Source organism: Novosphingobium sp. ERN07, from assembly GCF_012641335.1.
GTDB lineage: Bacteria > Pseudomonadota > Alphaproteobacteria > Sphingomonadales > Sphingomonadaceae > Novosphingobium.
The window spans coordinates 89,888-109,133 of sequence record NZ_JABAID010000010.1; the positions used below are offsets into that span (position 1 = coordinate 89,888).

At 60.8% G+C, this 19,246-nt stretch carries 16 protein-coding genes; 8 read left to right on the forward strand and 8 right to left on the reverse strand.

What is annotated here, in order from left to right; translation table 11 throughout:
• Positions 1 to 51 precede the first annotated feature (51 nt).
• Complete coding sequence (locus tag HGI47_RS14200) at positions 52 to 1,674, forward strand: AMP-binding protein (protein WP_168853425.1); 1,623 nt, start codon at positions 52 to 54, stop codon at positions 1,672 to 1,674.
• Here HGI47_RS14200 and HGI47_RS14205 read toward each other — a convergent pair.
• Positions 1,671 to 2,717 carry an aromatic ring-hydroxylating dioxygenase subunit alpha gene (locus HGI47_RS14205; RefSeq protein WP_168853426.1) on the reverse strand — a complete coding sequence of 349 codons (1,047 nt, stop codon included), beginning with the start codon at positions 2,715 to 2,717 and terminating at the stop codon, positions 1,671 to 1,673. The genes HGI47_RS14200 and HGI47_RS14205 overlap by 4 nt on opposite strands.
• An 86-nt stretch (positions 2,718 to 2,803) precedes the next feature.
• Here HGI47_RS14205 and HGI47_RS14210 point away from each other — a divergent pair, with 86 nt between their 5' ends.
• Positions 2,804 to 3,424 carry a TetR/AcrR family transcriptional regulator gene (locus tag HGI47_RS14210; RefSeq protein ID WP_168853427.1) on the forward strand — a complete coding sequence of 207 codons (621 nt, stop codon included), beginning with the start codon at positions 2,804 to 2,806 and terminating at the stop codon, positions 3,422 to 3,424.
• 2 nt (positions 3,425 to 3,426) lie between these two features.
• On the opposite strand, the gene HGI47_RS14215 is transcribed toward HGI47_RS14210, so the two are convergent.
• Complete coding sequence (locus tag HGI47_RS14215; protein ID WP_168853428.1) at positions 3,427 to 4,233, reverse strand: SDR family NAD(P)-dependent oxidoreductase; 807 nt, start codon at positions 4,231 to 4,233, stop codon at positions 3,427 to 3,429.
• Positions 4,234 to 4,378: 145 nt separating this feature from the next.
• Between HGI47_RS14215 and HGI47_RS14220 the strand changes: the two genes are divergently transcribed.
• From HGI47_RS14220 to HGI47_RS14235, 4 genes are all read left to right on the forward strand, one after another.
• A complete protein-coding gene (locus HGI47_RS14220) occupies positions 4,379 to 5,137 on the forward strand; it encodes an SDR family NAD(P)-dependent oxidoreductase (RefSeq protein WP_168853429.1) in 759 nt (252 codons plus the stop codon).
• 10 nt (positions 5,138 to 5,147) lie between these two features.
• A complete protein-coding gene (locus HGI47_RS14225) occupies positions 5,148 to 5,675 on the forward strand; it encodes a VOC family protein (protein WP_168853430.1) in 528 nt (175 codons plus the stop codon).
• A 260-nt stretch (positions 5,676 to 5,935) separates the two neighbouring features.
• On the forward strand, positions 5,936 to 7,345 hold the full coding sequence (locus HGI47_RS14230) for an SRPBCC family protein (protein ID WP_168853431.1): 1,410 nt from the start codon (positions 5,936 to 5,938) through the stop codon (positions 7,343 to 7,345).
• A 10-nt stretch (positions 7,346 to 7,355) separates the two neighbouring features.
• Complete coding sequence (locus HGI47_RS14235) at positions 7,356 to 8,540, forward strand: SRPBCC family protein (RefSeq protein WP_168853432.1); 1,185 nt, start codon at positions 7,356 to 7,358, stop codon at positions 8,538 to 8,540.
• 2 nt (positions 8,541 to 8,542) lie between these two features.
• Here the strand turns inward: HGI47_RS14235 and HGI47_RS14240 are convergent, their stop codons facing one another.
• From HGI47_RS14240 to HGI47_RS14250, 3 genes are all read right to left on the reverse strand, one after another.
• Positions 8,543 to 9,430: a helix-turn-helix domain-containing protein gene (locus tag HGI47_RS14240; protein WP_168853433.1), complete on the reverse strand. Its 888-nt coding sequence runs from the start codon at positions 9,428 to 9,430 to the stop codon at positions 8,543 to 8,545.
• A 94-nt stretch (positions 9,431 to 9,524) separates the two neighbouring features.
• A complete protein-coding gene (locus HGI47_RS14245; RefSeq protein WP_168853434.1) occupies positions 9,525 to 10,241 on the reverse strand; it encodes an SDR family NAD(P)-dependent oxidoreductase in 717 nt (238 codons plus the stop codon).
• Positions 10,231 to 11,253, reverse strand: coding sequence for an NADP-dependent oxidoreductase (locus HGI47_RS14250; RefSeq protein WP_168853435.1), 1,023 nt, complete (start codon positions 11,251 to 11,253; stop codon positions 10,231 to 10,233). Before HGI47_RS14250 ends, HGI47_RS14245 begins: the two co-directional genes overlap by 11 nt.
• Positions 11,254 to 11,407: 154 nt before the next feature.
• On the opposite strand from HGI47_RS14250, the gene HGI47_RS14255 reads away from it, so the two are divergent.
• Both HGI47_RS14255 and HGI47_RS14260 read left to right on the forward strand, forming a co-directional pair.
• Positions 11,408 to 13,774, forward strand: a complete 2,367-nt coding sequence (locus HGI47_RS14255; RefSeq protein ID WP_168853436.1) for a TonB-dependent receptor — start codon at positions 11,408 to 11,410, stop codon at positions 13,772 to 13,774.
• Positions 13,775 to 13,870: 96 nt separating this feature from the next.
• Entirely contained in the window at positions 13,871 to 14,635 is a 765-nt protein-coding gene (locus tag HGI47_RS14260; protein ID WP_168853437.1) for an SDR family NAD(P)-dependent oxidoreductase, read from the forward strand.
• Positions 14,636 to 14,716: 81 nt separating this feature from the next.
• Here HGI47_RS14260 and HGI47_RS14265 read toward each other — a convergent pair whose 3' ends face one another.
• From HGI47_RS14265 to HGI47_RS14275, 3 genes are all read right to left on the reverse strand, one after another.
• Positions 14,717 to 15,508 carry a ThuA domain-containing protein gene (locus tag HGI47_RS14265; RefSeq protein WP_168853438.1) on the reverse strand — a complete coding sequence of 264 codons (792 nt, stop codon included), beginning with the start codon at positions 15,506 to 15,508 and terminating at the stop codon, positions 14,717 to 14,719.
• A complete protein-coding gene (locus HGI47_RS14270) occupies positions 15,508 to 16,518 on the reverse strand; it encodes an NADP-dependent oxidoreductase (protein ID WP_168853439.1) in 1,011 nt (336 codons plus the stop codon). The genes HGI47_RS14265 and HGI47_RS14270 overlap by 1 nt, the downstream gene beginning before the upstream one ends.
• A 137-nt stretch (positions 16,519 to 16,655) precedes the next feature.
• Complete coding sequence (locus HGI47_RS14275) at positions 16,656 to 18,962, reverse strand: TonB-dependent receptor (protein WP_168853440.1); 2,307 nt, start codon at positions 18,960 to 18,962, stop codon at positions 16,656 to 16,658.
• Between the last annotated feature and the right edge of the window lie 284 nt (positions 18,963 to 19,246).

The window sequence follows — 19,246 nt, forward strand, 5'->3', positions numbered from 1 at the left end:
CGCCTTTTCGCCAATTGCTGCAATGGGGGTGCGCTTGGAACAAGCAACCTTATGAACAAGAACAACGACAAGCCTTGGGACTGGCTGCCGATTCCCGCCCCGCACCAGCAGGCCTTTGCGACTGGCGGCGTGTGGGACATGAAAACGCTGGCCGATCTGGCGCGCGAACGGGCCGATGCCGCGCCCGATTTTGTCTGCTTCATCGATGGCGAGGGGCAATATACCTTTGCGCAAGTGCTGGCCGAGGCCGAGGCACTTTCCGCCTCGCTCCATGCGCGTGGGCTTTGCGCCGGAGACGTGATTGCCTTTCAGGTGCCGAACTGGCGCGAAGCGGCGGTGATCAATCTGGCGGCGGCGCTTTCGGGCTTTGTCGTCAACCCCATTGTGCCGATATACCGCGATGCCGAAATGCTGATGATGCTCGGCGATTGCCGGGCGGCGGCGATCTTTGTGCCCGATGTGTGGCGCAAGGTGGATTATGCCGCGATGGCGCGTCGTTGTGCCGATGCGCTGCCCGATCTGCGCCATGTCTTCACCGTGCGGGGCGTGGGCGAGGACGATTTCGCAGCACTGGTCGCGGCCGGGCGCGATGCGGCATTTGATGCGCCAAAGGTCGATCCGATGGGCGTGAAGATGGTGCTCTACACATCGGGCACCACAGGGAGGCCCAAGGGCGTGCTGCACAGCCATTGCACGCTGGCGCACATCGTTGCCACCAGCGGGCGGCATTGGGGCTTGGGCGAGGGCGAGGCGACGCTGATGCCATCGCCCGTCACCCACGTTTCGGGCTATGCCAACGGGCTGGAGGCACCGTTCATCTGCGGCATCCGGTCCGTGCTGATGGAAGCGTGGAATGCGAATGAGGCGCTGGCGCTGATCGAACAGCACCAGCTTGTCGGCACCGTGGCGGCAACGCCGTTTCTGGTGGAACTGGCGGCGGCGGTGCGGGCAGCAGGCACAGGCCTGCCCAGCTTCCGCTTCTTCGCTTGCGGTGGCGCGGCGGTTCCGGCGGACCTGATCCCTGCGGCCAACGCAGCTTTCGACAATTGCAAGGCTTTCCGCGTGTTTGGGGCTTCGGAAGTTCCGCTGGTCACTTTTGGGTGGCCTACCAACGAACACCTTGCCGCGACCACCGATGGCGAAGTGGTCGATTACGTTGTGCTCATCGTCGATTACGAAGACCGCGTTCTGGCCGCGGGCGAAGAAGGCGAAATCCTTGCGCGCGGGCCGGCCATGATGATGGGCTATGCCGACGCTGCCCAGACCGCAGAGGCGATAACGCCCGACGGCTATTTCCGCACGGGCGACCTTGGCGTGCTGACCGCCGATGGCGCGGTGACGATTACGGGGCGCAAGAAAGACCTGATCATTCGCGGAGGCGAGAACATCTCTGCCAAAGAGATCGAGGACGTGCTGCACACCCACCCGGCGGTGAAGGAAGCCGCCGTGGTGGCCATGCCGCACGAACGCCTTGGCGAAGGCGTGTGTGCCTATGTGATCCTCGGCAGCGATGCCGATGCGGCCACTCTTGCCGCCCACGTCGCCGCATCGGGCATGGCCAAACAGAAGATCCCCGAACGCTTCGAGCTGGTCGAAGACTTCCCGCGCACTGCCAGCGGCAAAGTGCGCAAGGATCAGTTGCGGGCCATGATCAAGGAGAAGGTGGGGGGCTAGGCTGGACACTCCTCAGCACGAATTTGGGTTTCGAGCCGGTGGCGCACTTTGAGCGCACCGGTATCGCAGCGTGCCGAAACCTCGCGCGGGGGAGAATCCAACCCTTGAAGCACCAGTTCGATAGCTTCGATTGCGGCCTTGTCCTGTGGCTGGATGCGCAGACCCATATCCATATGCGTCTGACCGAGCGCCGGGTTGCCGGTAGCAAAGTCGCGCGATGTGATAACAAAATAGTGCAGCGAACTGGGCGTTTCCGGCGTGATAAGGTGCAAGTAGTTCTGGGTTCCCAGCAGCGCTCCATTCGCGCTGTCATAAAGAGCGCCGCCGGTGCGGATCAGATGCGGGCCGAAGTACTCTGCATCGAATGACTGATCCAACGGCCCGGCGTGGTCAGGAAACATCAGTTTGAAGAACGGGTTCGGCGGCAGCCCGTTACCCTTCCGGCGCACGTTGAGACTTTCCGGTGTTTCGACCAGGTCAACCGGCAGACCGGCAACGAAGTTGCCGCCGGGGATGGTATCGGCATGGATGAAGCTGGCGTGGCTGAGGTCAAGCAGGTTGTCGATCAACAAGGTGTACCGGGCAGCAATCGTGGCTAGGCGGTGCTGTTCTGTAGCCCAGGCTGGGCTGCCCGGTCCAAGTGCGGCCATGTCGGGGAGAAGCGTTTCGTCGGCCAGTGCTTCTGATCCGGTCCAAATCCACACAACACCGCCGCGCTCTGCCACTGGATAACGGCGCAGATCGGCCTTTGCCGGAATGGCAGTCTGGCTTGGCACTTCTTCCAGCGTGCCAGACGCGGAAAATGCGAACCCGTGATAGCCGCAACGAACGCGGTCACCAGAAAGACACCCTTTCTCAAGCGGAAAGGCGCGGTGTGGGCACAAACCTGAAAGGATCACCGGCTCACCGCGTTCGGTCCGGTACAGGATGATCCGCTCGCCCAAGATGGTACGGCCCAGCAACTCGCGCCCCACTTCGGAGGAATAGGCGGCGGCCCACCATTGGTTGCGGGGATAGGGTTGACGGGTTTTGAGCGGATGCATTTCATTCTCCCGGATGCTTATCACCCGGTGTTTGGCATTTGCCAAAGATGTTTGTCAATTGCCCAAATCAGTGGCATCGCGATCCTATGCCAGCCAAGCCCGCACGTTATGCCCCCGCCGCCAATCGCGAAGCCATTCTGGAAGCGGCGCTGCATGTTTTTGCCGAAGCCGGGTACGAAGGGGCCAGCACGCGAAGGATCGCTGCTGCTGCGGGGATCGAACCGGGGCATCTGGCCTATTACTTTCCGTCTAAGCGGATGCTCTGGCAGGCCGTCGTCGAAGCTTTTGCGCAGCAAGGTGAACAGGTGCTGCGTGCAGGGCTGCAAAGTGTGGCGGGAGAGCCTGCTTGCGATGTTCTGCCGCGCCTGCTCGCGTCGTTACTTAAAACCTTCGCAGCGAACCCCCAACTCACCCGCCTTATGCTGCAAGAGTTTTCGGTGTCGGGTGAGCGGCACGATTGGGTGGCGCAGAGCTTTGGCATCCCGGTATGGGAAATTCTCCGCCCTTTTTTTGCCGCACTGGAAAGCGAAGGCCTGCTGTCGGGCGCAAGCGCCGCTGCTGCATACATGAACTTGCTTGGCGGGGCGCTACTGGCATTCGGCACGCGGGATTACTTTGCAGGCATCGCGGGGTACGACCCGACCTGCGAACCTGAACTTTCGCGCTATATCGATCTGTTGCTGCGCCCCTTGCTGCAGAAGGGTTGAATTCAACCCTCCCCCATCGCCTTCGCCACACTGGCGTTGATTTCCTCGCGCGTGGGATTGCGGCGCAGGGTGAGGCCGCCGTTCACTTGCAGGTTCTCGCCGGTCATGAAGCATTCGTCGCTGGCGAGGAACACGGCGGCGGCGGCGATGTCTTCCGATGTGCCCCAGCGGCCCAGCGGGTAACCGGCGCGGAAGGCTTCGAACAGACCGGGCACCTGGCCCGCATCAGCGGTCATCGGGGTATCGGTAAGGCCGGGCGAGATTGAATTGGCGCGGATGCCTTCGTGGCCGAACTCGTGCGCAATGCAGCGGATAATGTGATCGGTGCCGGCTTTGGTGCCCATGTAGATCGCGTGATCGTTGAGCATGATTTGCGCGGTGGCGGAGCTGATCGTCAGGATCGAACCGCCGCGCCCGCCCAGCGATTTTGCCATCTTGCGCACCATCGCCTGAAAGAACTGGTGCGGGCCAACGAGTTGCAGTGCGCTCATCGCGTCAAGCTCTTCGCGCGTCACATCAAGGAACGGCTTGAGCAGGCCCCACCCGGTGGCGTTGAGCGCAATGTCGATACCGCCCATCTTCTGCACGGCGGTTTTGGCCAGCGCGTTGACGCTGGCTTCGTCGGTCAGATCGCAGGTGGCCCAGTGGCAGGCGTTTTCGGCGGCGAACTTTTCAAGCACATCGGCCTTGCGGCCTGCGACCAGCACGGTTGCGCCTTCGTCGATAAAGCGCCGGGCGATGATCTGGCCCATGTTGCCTTCGCTGCTGGCACCCAGAATGATTGCGGTCTTGCCTTCCAGGCGTCCCATGTCCTGCTCCAATGATATGTGTTTGGTTGCAGGCCTATCATCATGGGGGCCATCGCATTTCCTGTTCAAAAGGCGAGTGGCTTGGCAAGCGCCGGACCTTCAAGGATGCTGAAACTGAATCTGTACGGGATAGAGGAGCGCGAAGATGGATCTGGGGCTTAAAGGCAAGAAGGTGATCCTTACCGGCGGCAGCCGCGGTATCGGGCGCGCTGCACTTGAATTATTTGCGGAGGAGGGCTGCGACGTCGCGTTCTTCTCGCGCAATTGCGAACAGGTCGCGCAGACTGTCGAGGTGCTTTCGAAGCATGGAGGCAAGGTCATCGGAACACCTCTCGACATGATGGATCATGAGGCCTACCGCGCCTGGCTTTCGTCTACCGCAGAGCAACTTGGCGGATGCGATATCTTCGTTCCAGGAGCGAGCGCGTCGGGTTCTGGCGCAACCGGCGATTGGGATGCCTGCTTCAACGCGGACATCAAGGGAACTGTCATCGGTTGTGAAGTTCTCGAACCCTGGCTTGAAAGAAGCGGCTCCGGTTCGATTGTTATGATGTCGAGCACTGCCGGTATCGAAACGTTTGTGGTGCCGCAGGCTTTCAATGCGATGAAGGGCGCACTGCTCACCTATTCCAAGCAGCTTGGACAGGCTCTCGGTCCAAAGGGAATTCGCGTGAACGCGGTTTCGCCAGGCCCTATCGCATTCCCGGGCGGCAACTGGGAGGCTATCAAGGGAGCCGCACCTGAACTTTACCAAGCAACGGAGGCACAATTCGCGCTCGGCCGCTGGGGTGGACCGGATGAAGTTGCGAAGACCATTGTGTTCCTGGCCAGCCCAGCATCATCTTACACCACTGGAACGAATGTGGTTGTTGATGGCGGATATACCAAGCGCGTCCAGTTTTAAGGCCGCGCGGATGAGCATCGGGGCAAAGGGCATCCAGCACATCGGGGTGTCCGTCCCCGATCTCGACAAGGCGCGCGAATTTTACCTCGGCCTGCTTGGCGCGGTCGAGGTGGGACCGCCGCTGGAATGGCGCGACAATCCGTTTATCGATGAGGTTGTGGGCCTGAAAGGCAGCGCCGCGCGGCAGTTCATGTGCCGGCTTGGCAATGCCTGCATCGAAGTGTTCGAATACCTTGAACCCCGGTCCGATCCGCAAGACCCGGACCGAGGCGTCAACCGCTTTGGCTACACCCATTTCGCGGTGCAGGTGGAAGACGTGCAGGCCTGTTACGAACGCCTCCTCGCCGCCGGAATCCGCGTTCACACGCCGCCGTCGCTGGCGGGCATTACCATTGATGCCGATGGTCGCAAGCATGGCTATGCCGCCACCTATTGCCGCGATTTCTTCGGCAATGTCTTTGAGATCATGGAAATCTATGACGACGAGCAGATCCTGCCCGTCTGGCGCGCGGGTGAGGGTGTGATCGTTCCGGGTTGAGCGGCGGTTGCATCATTAATTTCGTCATTCCCGCGCAGGCGGGAATCCAGTTGAGACGGTTGCTCGCTGGATTCCCGCCTGCGCTGGAATGACGGAGTGCGGCTTCAAATAAAACCGGCAACATAACCTGTTTTATCGCAAAAACGCCAGTTCCTAGCCAAAATCAGAGGTCTTCGGGCGGCGTATCTTGACCTTGATCAAACGCCGTATGGTCTAAACATGACACCTTCCGCTCCGTTACCGATACGGAGAGGACAATCATGGCAGACCGCGATCCCGGCGCTTTTCACAGTGCCCGCTGCCCCGGCACAAGCTGGGAAGACATCCTCCGGGCCGACGATGTGCCGCCCCCCGCCTTTATGGCCGAGGACCGTTCGCAATATCTCGGCTCTGATCCCATCGATGCGGCACGATATTACAGCCCCGATTTCTTCCGTGCCGAATGCGAAAAGATGTGGCCCAGCGTCTGGCAGTTCGCCGCGCGCGAGGAAGACCTGCCCGAACCCGGCGATTACGTCACTTATGACAATGCGGGCCGGTCCTATCTGATCGTGCGGCAGGATGATGGCAGCGTGAAGGCGTTCCACAACGTCTGCCTGCACCGTGGCCGCAAGCTGAAGACCGATAGCGGCAGCGCCGACCAGTTCATCTGCCCGTTCCACGGCTTTTCATGGAACCCTGACGGTTCGCTGCGCAACATTCCGTGCCGTTGGGACTTTGCCCATCTGACCGATCAAAAGATGCAACTGCCTGAGGCCAAGATGGCGCAATGGGGCGGATACATCTTCGTGCGCGATAACCCGGAAGGCCCGACTATCGAAGAGTTTCTCGATCCGCTGCCCGAGTTCTTCAAGCGCTGGAAACACGAGGAATGCGTGACCGTGGCGTGGGTGGCCAAGGTGATCCCGGCGAACTGGAAGATCACGATGGAAGCTTTCATGGAAAGCTACCACGCCTATGTCACGCACCCGCAGCTCATGCCCTTCACCGGCGATGCCAATGCCGCCTATCACGTGCTGGGCCGCCATGTGAACGTGAACTACACCCCCTTCGGCGTGATCAGTCCGCATATCGAGGCACAGGCCGAGGCCGAACACTGGCCGCAGCAGCGCATCATCGATGAATTCCGCAAATATAATGGCCGCAGTGCCGACAACTACGATGCCGAGAAGGACAATTACGCCATTCAGGTGCCCGAAGGCCGCACCGCGCGCGCCGCGCTGGGCGAAATGATGCGCACGGTATCGGAAAAGCAGTTCGGCGGCGATTACAGTGGCGTGTCCGAAAGCGAACTGCTCGACGCGCTGGTCTACAATGTGTTCCCCAATTTCGCGCCGTGGGGCGGCTTCATGCCCAACATCGTGTATCGCTGGCGGCCTTGGCCCGATCAGGAAAAATGCCTGATGGAAGTGCGCGTGATCGCGCGCGTGCCGCAAGGCCAACCCCGTCCTGCGGGTGTGCCGATGCACATGCTGTCAGATGATCAGATCTGGGCCGACGCACCTGAACTCGGCGTGCTGGGCGCGGTGTTGGATCAGGACAGCGAGAACATGGCACTGTGCCACGAAGGGCTGAAAGTCTCGAAAAATCAGGCGGTGGAACTGGCTGATTACCAGGAAGTCCGCATCCGCCACCTTCACCAGACACTCGATAGCTATCTGAACGCATGAGGCCGCTGCCATGACCGAACTCTATGACAAATATGCCGATGCAGCGGAACGGATGCTGCATTTCGTCGAAACCAAGACTACCGATCAGGCGAGCGACACCATGCGTGTCCCAGTGGCCGATTACCTCAGCGAGGAGCGCTTCGAACGCGAGATCGAGCGCATCTTCAAACGCTTGCCGCTGATGCTGGCGCTGACCATCGAACTGCCGCAGGTCAACGATTACAAGGCGATGGACGTGATGGGCCTGCCCGTGCTGATCACGCGCGGCAAGGATGGCAAGGCGCGCGCCTTTCTCAACGTGTGCAAGCACCGGGCGATGCACCTTGCGCCTGAAGGCAAGGGCAATTGCCGGGCCTTTGCCTGCCAGTATCACGGATGGACTTATGCCAACGATGGCAAGCTGATCGGCATTGCCGAAGCCAGCACCTTTGGCGACTTGGACCGCTCCACTCTGAACATGACCGAACTGCCGTGCGACGAGGCGGCGGGGCTGATCTTTGTGATCCTAACTCCAGACCTGCCGATCAACGCCATCGAATGGATGGGCGGCATGTACGAGGATTTTGCCGCGCTGAAGCTGGAGACGTGGTATTACCACAAGAACAAGCCGATGAAGGGCGCGAACTGGAAAGTCGCCTATGACGGCTATCTCGAAGGCTATCACTTTCAGGCCGCGCATACCAACACGGTCGCCACGCGCAGCCCATCGAACCGCGCCAACTACGAAGGCTTCGGTCCGCACATCCGGCTCGGCTTTCCGCAGAATGCGATCACCCGCCTGCACGATCTGCCGGGCGACGAATGGGGGCGGCAGGAGAACAACGGCTATGACTTCATCCGTATGCTCTTCCCCAACATGAGCTTCTTCCTCGCGCCTGAAATGGGCCAATTGGCGCAACTGTTCCCCGGTCCGAAGACCAACCAGAACACCACCGTGATGAACTACATCTTCCCGACGAAGCCCGACACCGAAGAAGGCTTGGCCGCGCTGGACCAGATGTGCGATTTCTTCTTCGATGTCGTCGAGGAGGAAGACTATTTCCTCGGCCTCAAAGTGCAGAACGGCCTCGAATCCGGCGCGATGACGCACCAGACTTTTGGCCGGAACGAGCCGGGCAACCAGTTCTTCCACAAATGGGTGGCCTACTACCTTGATGAAAGCGGGCAGGTGCCGATGCCGGTGATGAAGGAGTGAGCCTAGTCCACCTGAGTCAATGCCTGTGCAGGTGCGCCTAGCACGGCATCGCGCAATTCCAGCGATCGGGTGAACATCGGCCCACAGGCTTCGAGGAACTGTGTTGGTTTCATACCCAGAAACTCGTGCGCTTCCCGGATGAAGTGTGAATAGTCGGTGTAACCCGCATCGATGGCCACTGCCTTGCGGCCCGGCCCGCCACGGATCAATGCATGGAGCGAACGCAGGAAGCGGGCGCGGCGCAGCAGTAGCTTGGGCGTAAAGCCAAACGTCTTCAGGCTCAATCGTTCGAGCGTGCGTTGCGTAACGCCAGCCCGCGCTGCCGTCGCTGTCGAGGTTTTGATGGCCGGGTCAAGCAGAGCTGCACCGATCCGCGTCACCACATCTTCGTCACGATGCGGCGGCGGAAACTGGGCTAGTAGCCACTGGTCGAGGATGCCGACGATCTGCCTGTCGTCACGGGCACCACGCAACTTGTTCGCAAGCTGCTGTGATGCCTCTCCGAATACCGATTGTGCGGGAACTACGCGATTGGCCAGTTTTCCTGCCTCACCTGCACCCAGCCGTGCCCAGCCGCGCGGGGTTATCCCCACGCCGATGACTGTGCCCTCGTTGCTTTCCGACCAACAGGCGGCGCTGCTGGGTCCAAACAAAGCTACATCGGGGACACGTAACGGCGCTGATGTTCCGAATTTCACAGTCCAGCGCGTTGCAGGATCGATAAGTATGCGCAGATTGAACCAGGCTGGCTGGAAAACATCGCGATGCAGTTCCCCTTCTGGTGGGGCAACCGCATAGAGGTGATATCCGCTGACCAGCCCTTCCAGCTCAGGCTGTGGCTTCCAGTAGACCATGCGCATTGCGGAAAACCGCTCTTCTTCATTTTGCATGATCAAAGGCGCAAGGAACGGCAGTCATCGTCAATTTGATGTCCTGTTAGTGGCCAGCCCGTAGTTGGCAATAGCAGAACGAACGGATGAGCCCTTAGTGCCGCACCATCGCGCCACCATCTATCCACACGCCGTGGCCCGACATGAAGCGCGCATCATCGCTGCACAGGAATGCGATCACGTCGGCAATGTCCTCAGGCTGGCCAAGGCGGCGCAGGGGGGCCTTGTTTTCCCAAAAGGTCTTGAATTCCGGCATCTGGGTAAAGGCGGGCGCGGTCATCGGCGTGGCGATGGCGCCGGGCTGCACACAGTTCACCGTCACGCCTAACGGTCCCAGTTCTGCCGCTACCGATTTGGTTAGCCCCAGCACCGCGTGCTTGGACGCGGCATAGGCGCAAAGCCCTTCGTCCCCGTGGCTCGATGTGGTGGAGCCGATGGTCACGACGCGTCCTTTTCCGGCGGCTTTCAGATGCGGCACAGCATCGCGGATCAGCCGGAATACCGATACCACGTTCACATCCAGTACCCGCTGGAAATAAGCATCGTCGTGCCCTTCAAGCGGATGGAACGCGCTGATTCCGGCGCAGGGCACCAGCGTGTCCAGTCCGCCCAGCGCCGCCACGGCCTGTTCGATCAGGCGAGCGTTGGCATCGGGCGTGGTAAGATCAGCCACGAAGTCTACATCGCCCTGCATATCTGCGGTAAAGACCAGCGCTCCATCGGCACGCAGCCGTGCCGCCGTGGCCGCACCGATGCCCGAACCTGCGCCGGTGACGATGGCCTTGCGGCCGCGCAGACGATCAGAGGCCATCTGCGATCTTCAGCACAAGCTTGCCGGTGTTCGCCCCGGTGAACAGCCGCATGAAGGCTTCGTAGGCATTCTCCAGCCCTTCCTGCACGTCCTCATCGATGCGCAACCGCCCTTGCGCCATCCATTCGGCCATGACCGCGCCCCCTTCGGCAAAACGCGGGGCATAATCCATGATCAGGTAGCCATAGAGCGTCGCCTGTTGCGCCAGCACCTGCCACAGGTTGCGCACGCCGATCTTTTCGGGCGAATTGTATTCGCTGATCAAGCCGCACAGCACGATGCGCGCGTGCTTGGCCAGGTTCATCAGTTCGGCGTCCATCACATCGCCGCCGACGTTTTCAAACACCACATCGGCCCCGTCCGGCGCCGCGGCGCGGATTTCGGCGGCAAGCTGGTCCACCGATTTGCCCTTGTAATCAATGGCAACGTCGAATCCGTAGTCGTCGATCAGCCGGCGGCACTTGGTCTCACCACCAGCAATGCCGATGACGCGGCACCCCATGATCTTGCCGATCTGCCCCACTGCTGACCCGACCGCGCCTGCCGCACCAGATACGAGCAGCGTTTCTCCCGCCTTGGGCTTGGCCACTTCGGTCAGCCCGAAATAGGCTGTCAGCCCCACAGCGCCCATTGCCGAAAGGAACCGCGATGGCGAATCCACTTGGGAGGTATCAACCTTCATGGTGAAACCACCGGCTTCGTTGACCGAGTAGTCCTCAAGCCCGTTCAGCCCCAGAACCCAATCACCCACGGCAAAATCGGGGGATTTCGATGCGGCGACAACGCCAATCGTGCTGGCCCGCACCGGATCGCCCAATGCGATCGGCGGCATGTAGCTGGGAGCATCGTCCATCCACCCACGCTGCGCCGGATCGAGCGAGGCAAAGCAGTTGCGCACCACGAAGCCGCCCAGCGGCGCGTCAGGAACCTCTTGTTCCACAAACGAAAAGTCCTCTGGAACGGGCGCTCCGTGCGGACGGCGTGCCAGCAGGAATCGACGGTTGATGCGCATTTCGATCTCTCCCTTGGGGTGCACAAAGGATGCAGCATGGCTGATCGCAGGCACCTGTAACAAGTGGCAGTTGGTTCAAATCGCGGCGGGGTGGATGAAAGAGGGGAGCAACGGCCCGACGAGGCCGAGCGACCTTATTTTGAGGGAGGATACCATGAAGACCCCAGCCGCACGGCGCCTGATCGCCGTTGCACTTGCCACCACCGCGTTCGGCCTCTCCATGCCCGCGTTCGCCGCTGATGCGGCTGAGCCGCAGGCTGGCGCTCCACAGGCCGATCAGGCCGAAGCCACCGAAGATACTGGCGCGATCATCGTTACCGCACGCCGCCGTTCGGAAACGCTGCAGTCCACCCCTGTCGCCATCACCGCTGTCAACACCGCCATGCTGGAAAGCAAGGCTGCGGTGAACATCGGGGACCTGCAAGGTGCGGCGCCAGGCCTGCTGATCACTCAGCAGAATTCGGGCGCGCAGGCAGCCAATATCTCGATCCGCGGCCTGACCTATGCCGACATCGAAAAGTCGCAGACGCCGACCGTGGGCGTGCTGGTCGATGGCGTGGTCATCGGCACCAACACAGGCCAGTTGCAGGATGCGTTCGACGTGGCGCAGATCGAAGTGCTGCGCGGCCCGCAGGGCACGCTCTTCGGCGCGAACACCATCGGCGGCGTGATCAACATTCAGCGTTCCAAGCCCACGATGAAGCCCGGCATGAAGGCCGAAGTCAGCTATGGCCGCTGGAACACCTTCTCGGCCAAGGCCATTGCCAACTATGGCGATGACGAAAGCTGGGGCGTTAAGGCGTGGTATTTCCACAACGAAACCGACGGGTTCTACAAGAACGTCACGCGCAATGTCAGCGCGGGCTGGAGCAACGCCGAAAACTATGGCGCGAGCTTGTTGTTCAAGCCTGTTGGTTCGGGCTTCGAAGCGCAGTTGACCGTCGCTCAGGTTGAACAGAAGTTCGATCCCGTCGTCAGCAACTTGACCAACAGCACCGAAGTGTTCTGCGGCTTCATTCCGGCGCGCGAATGCAACCGGAACAACACCACCGATCTTTACACGACCTTCGGTGACTATGCTGAAAGCACCTACAAGGCGCCCGAAGCCACGCTGGAAATGAACTATGATGCCGGCGCGGTGAAGCTCACCTCGATCACCGGTTGGCGCAAGAGCACCGAAGCCCAGACGCAGGACTTCGATGGTTCCTCGACCGATCTCTATTATGTCGATCGTCGCCAGCACTACGAACAGTGGAGCCAGGAACTGCGCGCTGCTGGCGAACTGTTCGACGGGTTCGACTACGTTGTCGGCGGTTTCTACTTCAAGTCGGAATACGATCTGACCCAGTGGTCGCGGGTGTTCGGTTTCAGCTCGACCACACCGCCTACTACGTTTGATCTCAATTCGCAGCATGTCGAAGGCAAGACCGAAAGCTATGCCGTGTTCGGGGACTTCAACTGGAAGGTTGCCGATCAGGTCCGCATTTCGTTCGGCGGTCGGTTCAGCCACGACAAGAAGGAACTGTTCAACGGTTTTGCCGGTGGCAAGCTGATCGATCCCGACAACGTGCAGAAGTCGCAGTTCGTGCCGGTCGGCACGGGCAAGGCCAGCTTCAACAAGTTCACGCCGAAGATCGGGATCGACTGGCGCCCGAACAGCGATACGATGATCTATGCTTCGTGGTCGCGCGGCTATCGTTCGGGTGGTTTCAGCCCGCGCGCAGCCACTGCCGCCACCGCCAGCACGCCGTTCCAGCCTGAAACGGTAGATGCCTATGAAGTGGGCGTAAAGCTGACGGTGCTGGATGGCCGCATGGACCTGAACCTTGCGGGCTTTGTGTCCGATTACAAGGACATGCAGCAAAACCTGACCGTCCCTGGTGGCCCCACCGGCAACCAGACGATCACCGGCAACGTCCCTGGCGGCGCCCTGATCAAGGGTCTGGAGTTCGACAGCACCCTGCGCGTGACCGACAACTTCAAGCTGACCGGATCGATGGCCTACCTCGATTCGCACTTCCGCAACTTCGTCACCTGCGGCGCTTATGCGGGCGGGCCGGTGGCCACCAATTCGTGCGGCACGGGTCTGGTGCCGTTCAACTACAACGCCAACCGCCTGATCTATGCGCCGAAGTTCACCGCGTCGCTCAGCGCTGAATACACGATGCCCACCAGCTTCGGTGATGTGTCCACCAACGTGGGCTGGCGCCATATCTCGCCTTATGACGAACAGCTTTCAGCAGCATCGCTTACGCCGACGCTGAACGGCGCAGGGCAGGCAACAGCGGTGACCGTGAACGGCAACGATCCGCGCGTGCGCACCACCACCCAGGATCTGGTTGACGCATCGCTGACGTTCAACTTCGATCTGAACGACACCAAGGCCTATGTCCGCGTCTTCGGCCGCAACCTGCTGAACGAAAAGACCACCACGCACGCCTTCACCGTTGCAGGCCTGTGGTCGTTCGGCATGGCGCTCGAACCGCGCACTTATGGCGCAACCGTCGGCGTCAAGTTCTGAAGCTGACGCATAACTGATCCACCTTGCCGGGGGGCGAGGGCGGGGCGTTAACGCGCTCCGCCTAACGCCCCCGGTCCTTTTTAGGAGTACAAGCGCATGTCACGTTTAGCCGGCAAGACCGCTCTTATCACAGGCGGGGCTTCGGTGCCCGGCCTTGGCAGTAGCACAGCGCAGCGTTTTGCCGAAGAAGGCTGCAAGATATGGCTGACCGACCGTGATCTGGCGGGCGCTGAAAAGGTTGCCGAAAGCATCCGTGCAGCAGGCGGGCAGGCGAAGGCCATGCTGCATGACGTGACCAATGAAGCCCAATGGGACGAAGTGTTCGCCGCCATCGAGGCCGAGGACGGCAAGCTCGACGTGTGCGTCAACAATGCTGGCATCGCCGTGCTGCGCCCCATCGAAGACATGACCAGCGCCGATTGGGCGCTGCAGAACTCGGTCAATCTCGATAGCGTGTTTCACGGCACGAAGCGTGCGGTTGCGCTGATGCGCAAGACCGGCATCAAGGGCTCGATCATCAACATTTCGTCGGTCGCCGGGCTGATCGGCGTGCCGGCTTGCGGTGCCTATGCTGCAGCTAAGGGTGGCGTGCGCCTGTTTTCCAAGACCATCGCGGTGGAAGTGGCCAAGCAGGGCATCCGCGTGAACTCGGTTCACCCCGGCATGATCCTGACCAACATTCAGGGCGTGGCGCTGGAAGACAACGCGGCAAATTATGATGCAACGCTGGCGCTCGTGCCGATGGGCTACATGGGCGATCCGCTCGACATCGCGAACATGAACCTGTTCCTTGCGTCGGATGAAAGCCGCTATGTCACCGGCACCGAGCTGGTCGTCGATGGGGGCATGACCGCGCTTTAAGCGCTTTAAGCGCTTAAATTGCAAACCAGCACCTCGCGCCCCCGCCTGCGCGGGGGCACAGGCACCATTACGGGTGACAGTTCAAGCCACCCAGCGGATCGCATTCTCCACCAACCGCCGGTAATACACATCGTCATAGGCCGATGGCCCATCGCCCGGCTGCAGATAAACCAGCCTGCTGTTCAAGGCCTGCTTCGCCCAACCGACAAGGTTCGATCCGGGCGGATGCTCCCACCCTTCGCGGCTGAACATCTGGCCCTTGACCGCAAGGTCTGCGGACCAGAAATGGTCGCGGTCAAACGCGGCGGATGATCGCAGCAGCGGCGTTACGCCTGCTTCGGCCACTTGCCCCAGATACAGTTCATCGGTCAGCGTGAACCGTTCAGGCAGCCCGGCGGTCACCGGGTGATCGGCCACCACCGAAACATCGTGGCGCACGTCATGGCAATATCCGCTGTCGGCTACCTTCGCGCCAGCCCATGTGCCGGGGTGATAGAAGAACTGCCCACCCAGCCATTCGTGATATTCCGTCCATGTAGGCCAGCCCGCCAGAGCATGATGCAGCGCCACCACGCCCTTACCCTGCTCCAGTAGGCTGCGGAAACCAGACATCAAGTCCGCTTCAGGTTCGATGTAAAGCGGTGCATTTACAGGGGCTTCAAAGTCAAGCCCCGGCATATCATAGAGCACCAGCACATCGAACCCGCGCATTCCAACCGGGTTCATCAGCCGTGCCGCTGCAGGCTGATCCACCATCGTGGCAGAGATGCCGTCCATCGCCTGAAACATCGCGTCAAAGGCCGTCCGGTCAAACGGGTGGCCGCGCACGGCGACAAGGCATTGCAATGGGGCGCGGTGTTTTATGATCGGCATCAGCCAGCCACCTTCACGATAACCTTGCCGATGGCTTTGCCCGAAAGCATCCGGTCATAGGCCACTAGCGTGTTCTCAAGCCCGGCGGTTTCATCCAGATTCACCGTCAGCGCGCCCGAATCTACCCACCCGCGCAAAGTGGGCAGGAACTCCGCGCCGCGATGCAGGAAATCCGGGATGAAGAACCCTTCGATCCGCAGCCGCCGCATCAGCACCTGATCGAACCGCGCGGGGCCGGGCAGGGGGGCGTCGTTGTCATAAGCGGCCACCATGCCGCACACTGCCACGCGCCCGTAATGCGCCATGTTGGGTAGCACTCCATCCAGCAGCGGCCCGCCAACGTTGTCGAAATAAGCGTGAACGCCGCCTTCAATCGAGGCAAGCCGCGCAGCCACGTCCTCGTTCTTGTAATCGATGGCCATATCCACGCCGAGCTGTTCGGTCAGGTAGCGGCACTTTTCAGGCCCGCCCGCAATGCCGATCACCCGCGCGCCCAGATTGCGCCCGACCTGGCACGCCATGCTGCCGGTCGCGCCTGCTGCGGCAGACACCACCAGCCATTCGTCGGGCTTGATTGCCGCCACTTCCTTCACGCCCACCAGCGCCGTCCACGCATTCATGCCCAGCGCGCCAAAGTGCTGGCGCACATCGGCAAGGCTATCGTCCACCACTTCCAGCCCCGACAGCGCCGGAACCACCGTGGCATAGTCAGCCCATTGCCCGAAGCCGCGCACCATCGCGCCCACCGGATAGGCCGCATCGCAGCTTTCGCTCACACGCCCCAGCACCAGCCCGGCCATTTTCGATCCCAGCGGCAGCGGCGGCTGATAGCCATCGGTGCGCGGGCTCATCCACATGCGCGTGCCTGCGTCCATCGAAAGCCAGCCGACTTTCACCCGCACTTCGCCATCGGCCAGCGGCGGCAGTTCCTCTGCCTGCAAAGATAGCGCGGCGGCAAAATCGTTGCCTTCGGGGTGGTTGTCGAGCTGCCAGAACCGGTTGGTTGTCATCAATCGTGCATCCTCTTTTGCCCTGCGTCGCAAAGCACATGGCACCCGGCAACTGGCCAATCACCGAGGTTGCCGCAAAAGCAAACGCCCGCCCCCTTTTCGGGGACGGGCGCTGCATTATCAGCTTGGCGGAAAGATCAGAACTCGACCTGCAACTCCACGCCCCAGGTGCGGTTCGGAATGCGGTCGCTGAACCAGAACGGCCCGGCATAGCTGGATCGCACGATGCGGCCACCGCCGTGGAAAGCATCGTTGATGAAGGCGGAGATCTTGTATTCCTTCAACCCGCTCATCGCGCCGGTAAAGGTGATCGCGCCATCGATAGACGTGTGCGCCGGGATCCGTTCGCGGCGCAGGCCGGAATAGTCCACGCTCGATTCGGTCACATAATCGCCTACGTATTTCAGGTTGCTGCCCAGCATCAGCTTGTTGCCGCCACCCAGTTCGAAGGTGTAATCGCCGCCCACGCTGGCATTCCACTTCGGCGCATAGCGGAGCTGCTTGGTCGCGCTGATGTCGTTTCCAGCCTGATCGAGGAATTCCAGATAGCGCGCCTTGAGATAGCCCGCCGATCCGAACAGGTTCAGTTCAGGCACCGGGCGGAGCTGGGCTTCCAATTCCACGCCCTGGAACCGCGCCTTGCCTGCGTTTTCAACGAAGGTAATCGTCGAAGCCGGGTTCAGCGGGTTCGTGCGGATCTGGTCTTCCTGCTTGTCGCGATATTCGGTCTGGAACACCGTGACGTTGAAGATCGCCCGGTTGTCCCAGAACTTGGTGCGCAGGCCCGCTTCATAGCTGTCGACCGTTTCGGGATCGTATGGCCCGATCGTCTGCGGCAAGGAGCCGGGACGCCCGTTCCACCCGCCCGAACGGAACCCGCGCGACCATGAGGCATAGAGCATCACATCGTCAGCAAGGTTCTGGTCCACCGATACGCGCGGGGTGAAGCGGTTGAACGACAGGTGCGGATTGGCGCAAGGCGCATAAGTGGACGTCGGATCCGGGCACGAATAGGCAGGCGTGGTATAGGGCGCCGGCTTCGTTACGTGGAAGTCCTTGGTTTCGTGCGTGTAACGGCCGCCCACGGTGATGCGTGTGGTTGGCGTTACCTTCCAGTATGTTTCGGCAAAGGCGGCATAGGACTTTACCGTCTGCCCGGCGTTGAAGGTATCGACAAGGTTGGCCGGGTTGCGCGTGCCATCGGCAACGAACACGTCCTGCCGATCCAGCTCATACGTCGATTTGAAGAAATAGACGCCCGCGACCATATCGAACATGCCGCCGAAATCGGTATCCACGCGCAGTTCCTGACTGAACTGGTTGCCGTGCAGATAACGCACCGGGTGGAAGAACGGCGTGTTGGGCGCAATCGCATCACCGATGTTGTCGATGTCGAGCGAGTCCTGATTTTCCATGTAGCCGGTGACCGACGCGATGGAGAAATTGCCCGCATCATACGTCATGTTCAGCGTTACGTTATCGGCATCCAACGGGGCATAGAACGGCAACCCGCCAAACGAGGCGCGAAACCCGCTGCTTTCGTATTCGTCCTTGTGTGCGCTGTAGCAAAGGCCCACGTCGCAGGCCAGTTCGCCCGGAATCGATTGGTTGACGGGGTTCGGATAGTGCGAACGGTCGCGCAGGTGCTCATAGGTCACCAGTGCTTCGAATTCGGGCGTCGGCGTGAACAGCAGGCTGGCCTGAATGTCCAGACGGTTGAGGCCCGGCTCGTCCTTGCCGGTGGCGGCGTCATAGGTAAAGCTGTGGCTGTTGATCGAGAACACGCCAACCTTCAGCGCCAGAACATCGTTCACGATGGGCGCATTGAACACGCCGCGATAATCGTTGCGGTTATAAGCACCAACCGTAACCGCCATTTTGGCACCAAGCTCACCCGTGGGGCGTGAACGCTTGACGTTGATGATGCCGCCCACGGTGTTGCGGCCAAACAGCGTGCCCTGCGGGCCGCGCAGCACTTCGATCGATTCTACGTCGAACATATCGACCAGCGCGCCGGTGTTCGAAGCAAGGAAGATGCCGTCGATCGATGTGGCGACTGCCGGTTCGAACGACCGCTCGATATCGGCAAAGCTGATGCCGCGGATCGATGCTGAAAGCGTCGCACCCGAATACTGGACCTGTCCAAGCTGGACGTTCGGGATGTACTTGGCCACCGCACGCACATCGGGCACAAAACGCGCTTCCAGCGCGGTGCCGCTGATGGCAGAGACGGCCAGCGGCACGCTCTGTACGTCTTCCACGCGCTTGCGCGCGGTCACGGTGATTTCCTCGATTCCCTGCGATGGCGAAGCCTGATCATCGTCGGCTTCCGCCGCCCAAACTTGCCCCGCAGCCAGAAATGTGGCTGCAAGCGCGGCAGCGCGGATTGACCGGCGCGAACCGATGGTCGCAGATGCCAAGGCTGAATGGCCAGAATTTCTCATATTCCCCCTCCGTTTTCCGGCAGCGCGGTTGCTGCGTCAGCCGGTCGATTTCGGGAAGAGATGCACAAGGCGCAAAAAATCACGTTCGAAAGCATGAAGCTGCCGAAGTATCATCAGCGCGGCATTGCTGGTTAATCTTGATCAGCCCAAACTGGGTTCTCGAACCAACCGGATATTTCCAAACATTTCTCTCCCGTTTCTCTGTGTATAGGGCGACGTCCTCTGGGGAGAACTGGGAAAAGTAACAGGCGGTAATGCCGGTTTTGGCGGGGCCGATGCGCAGC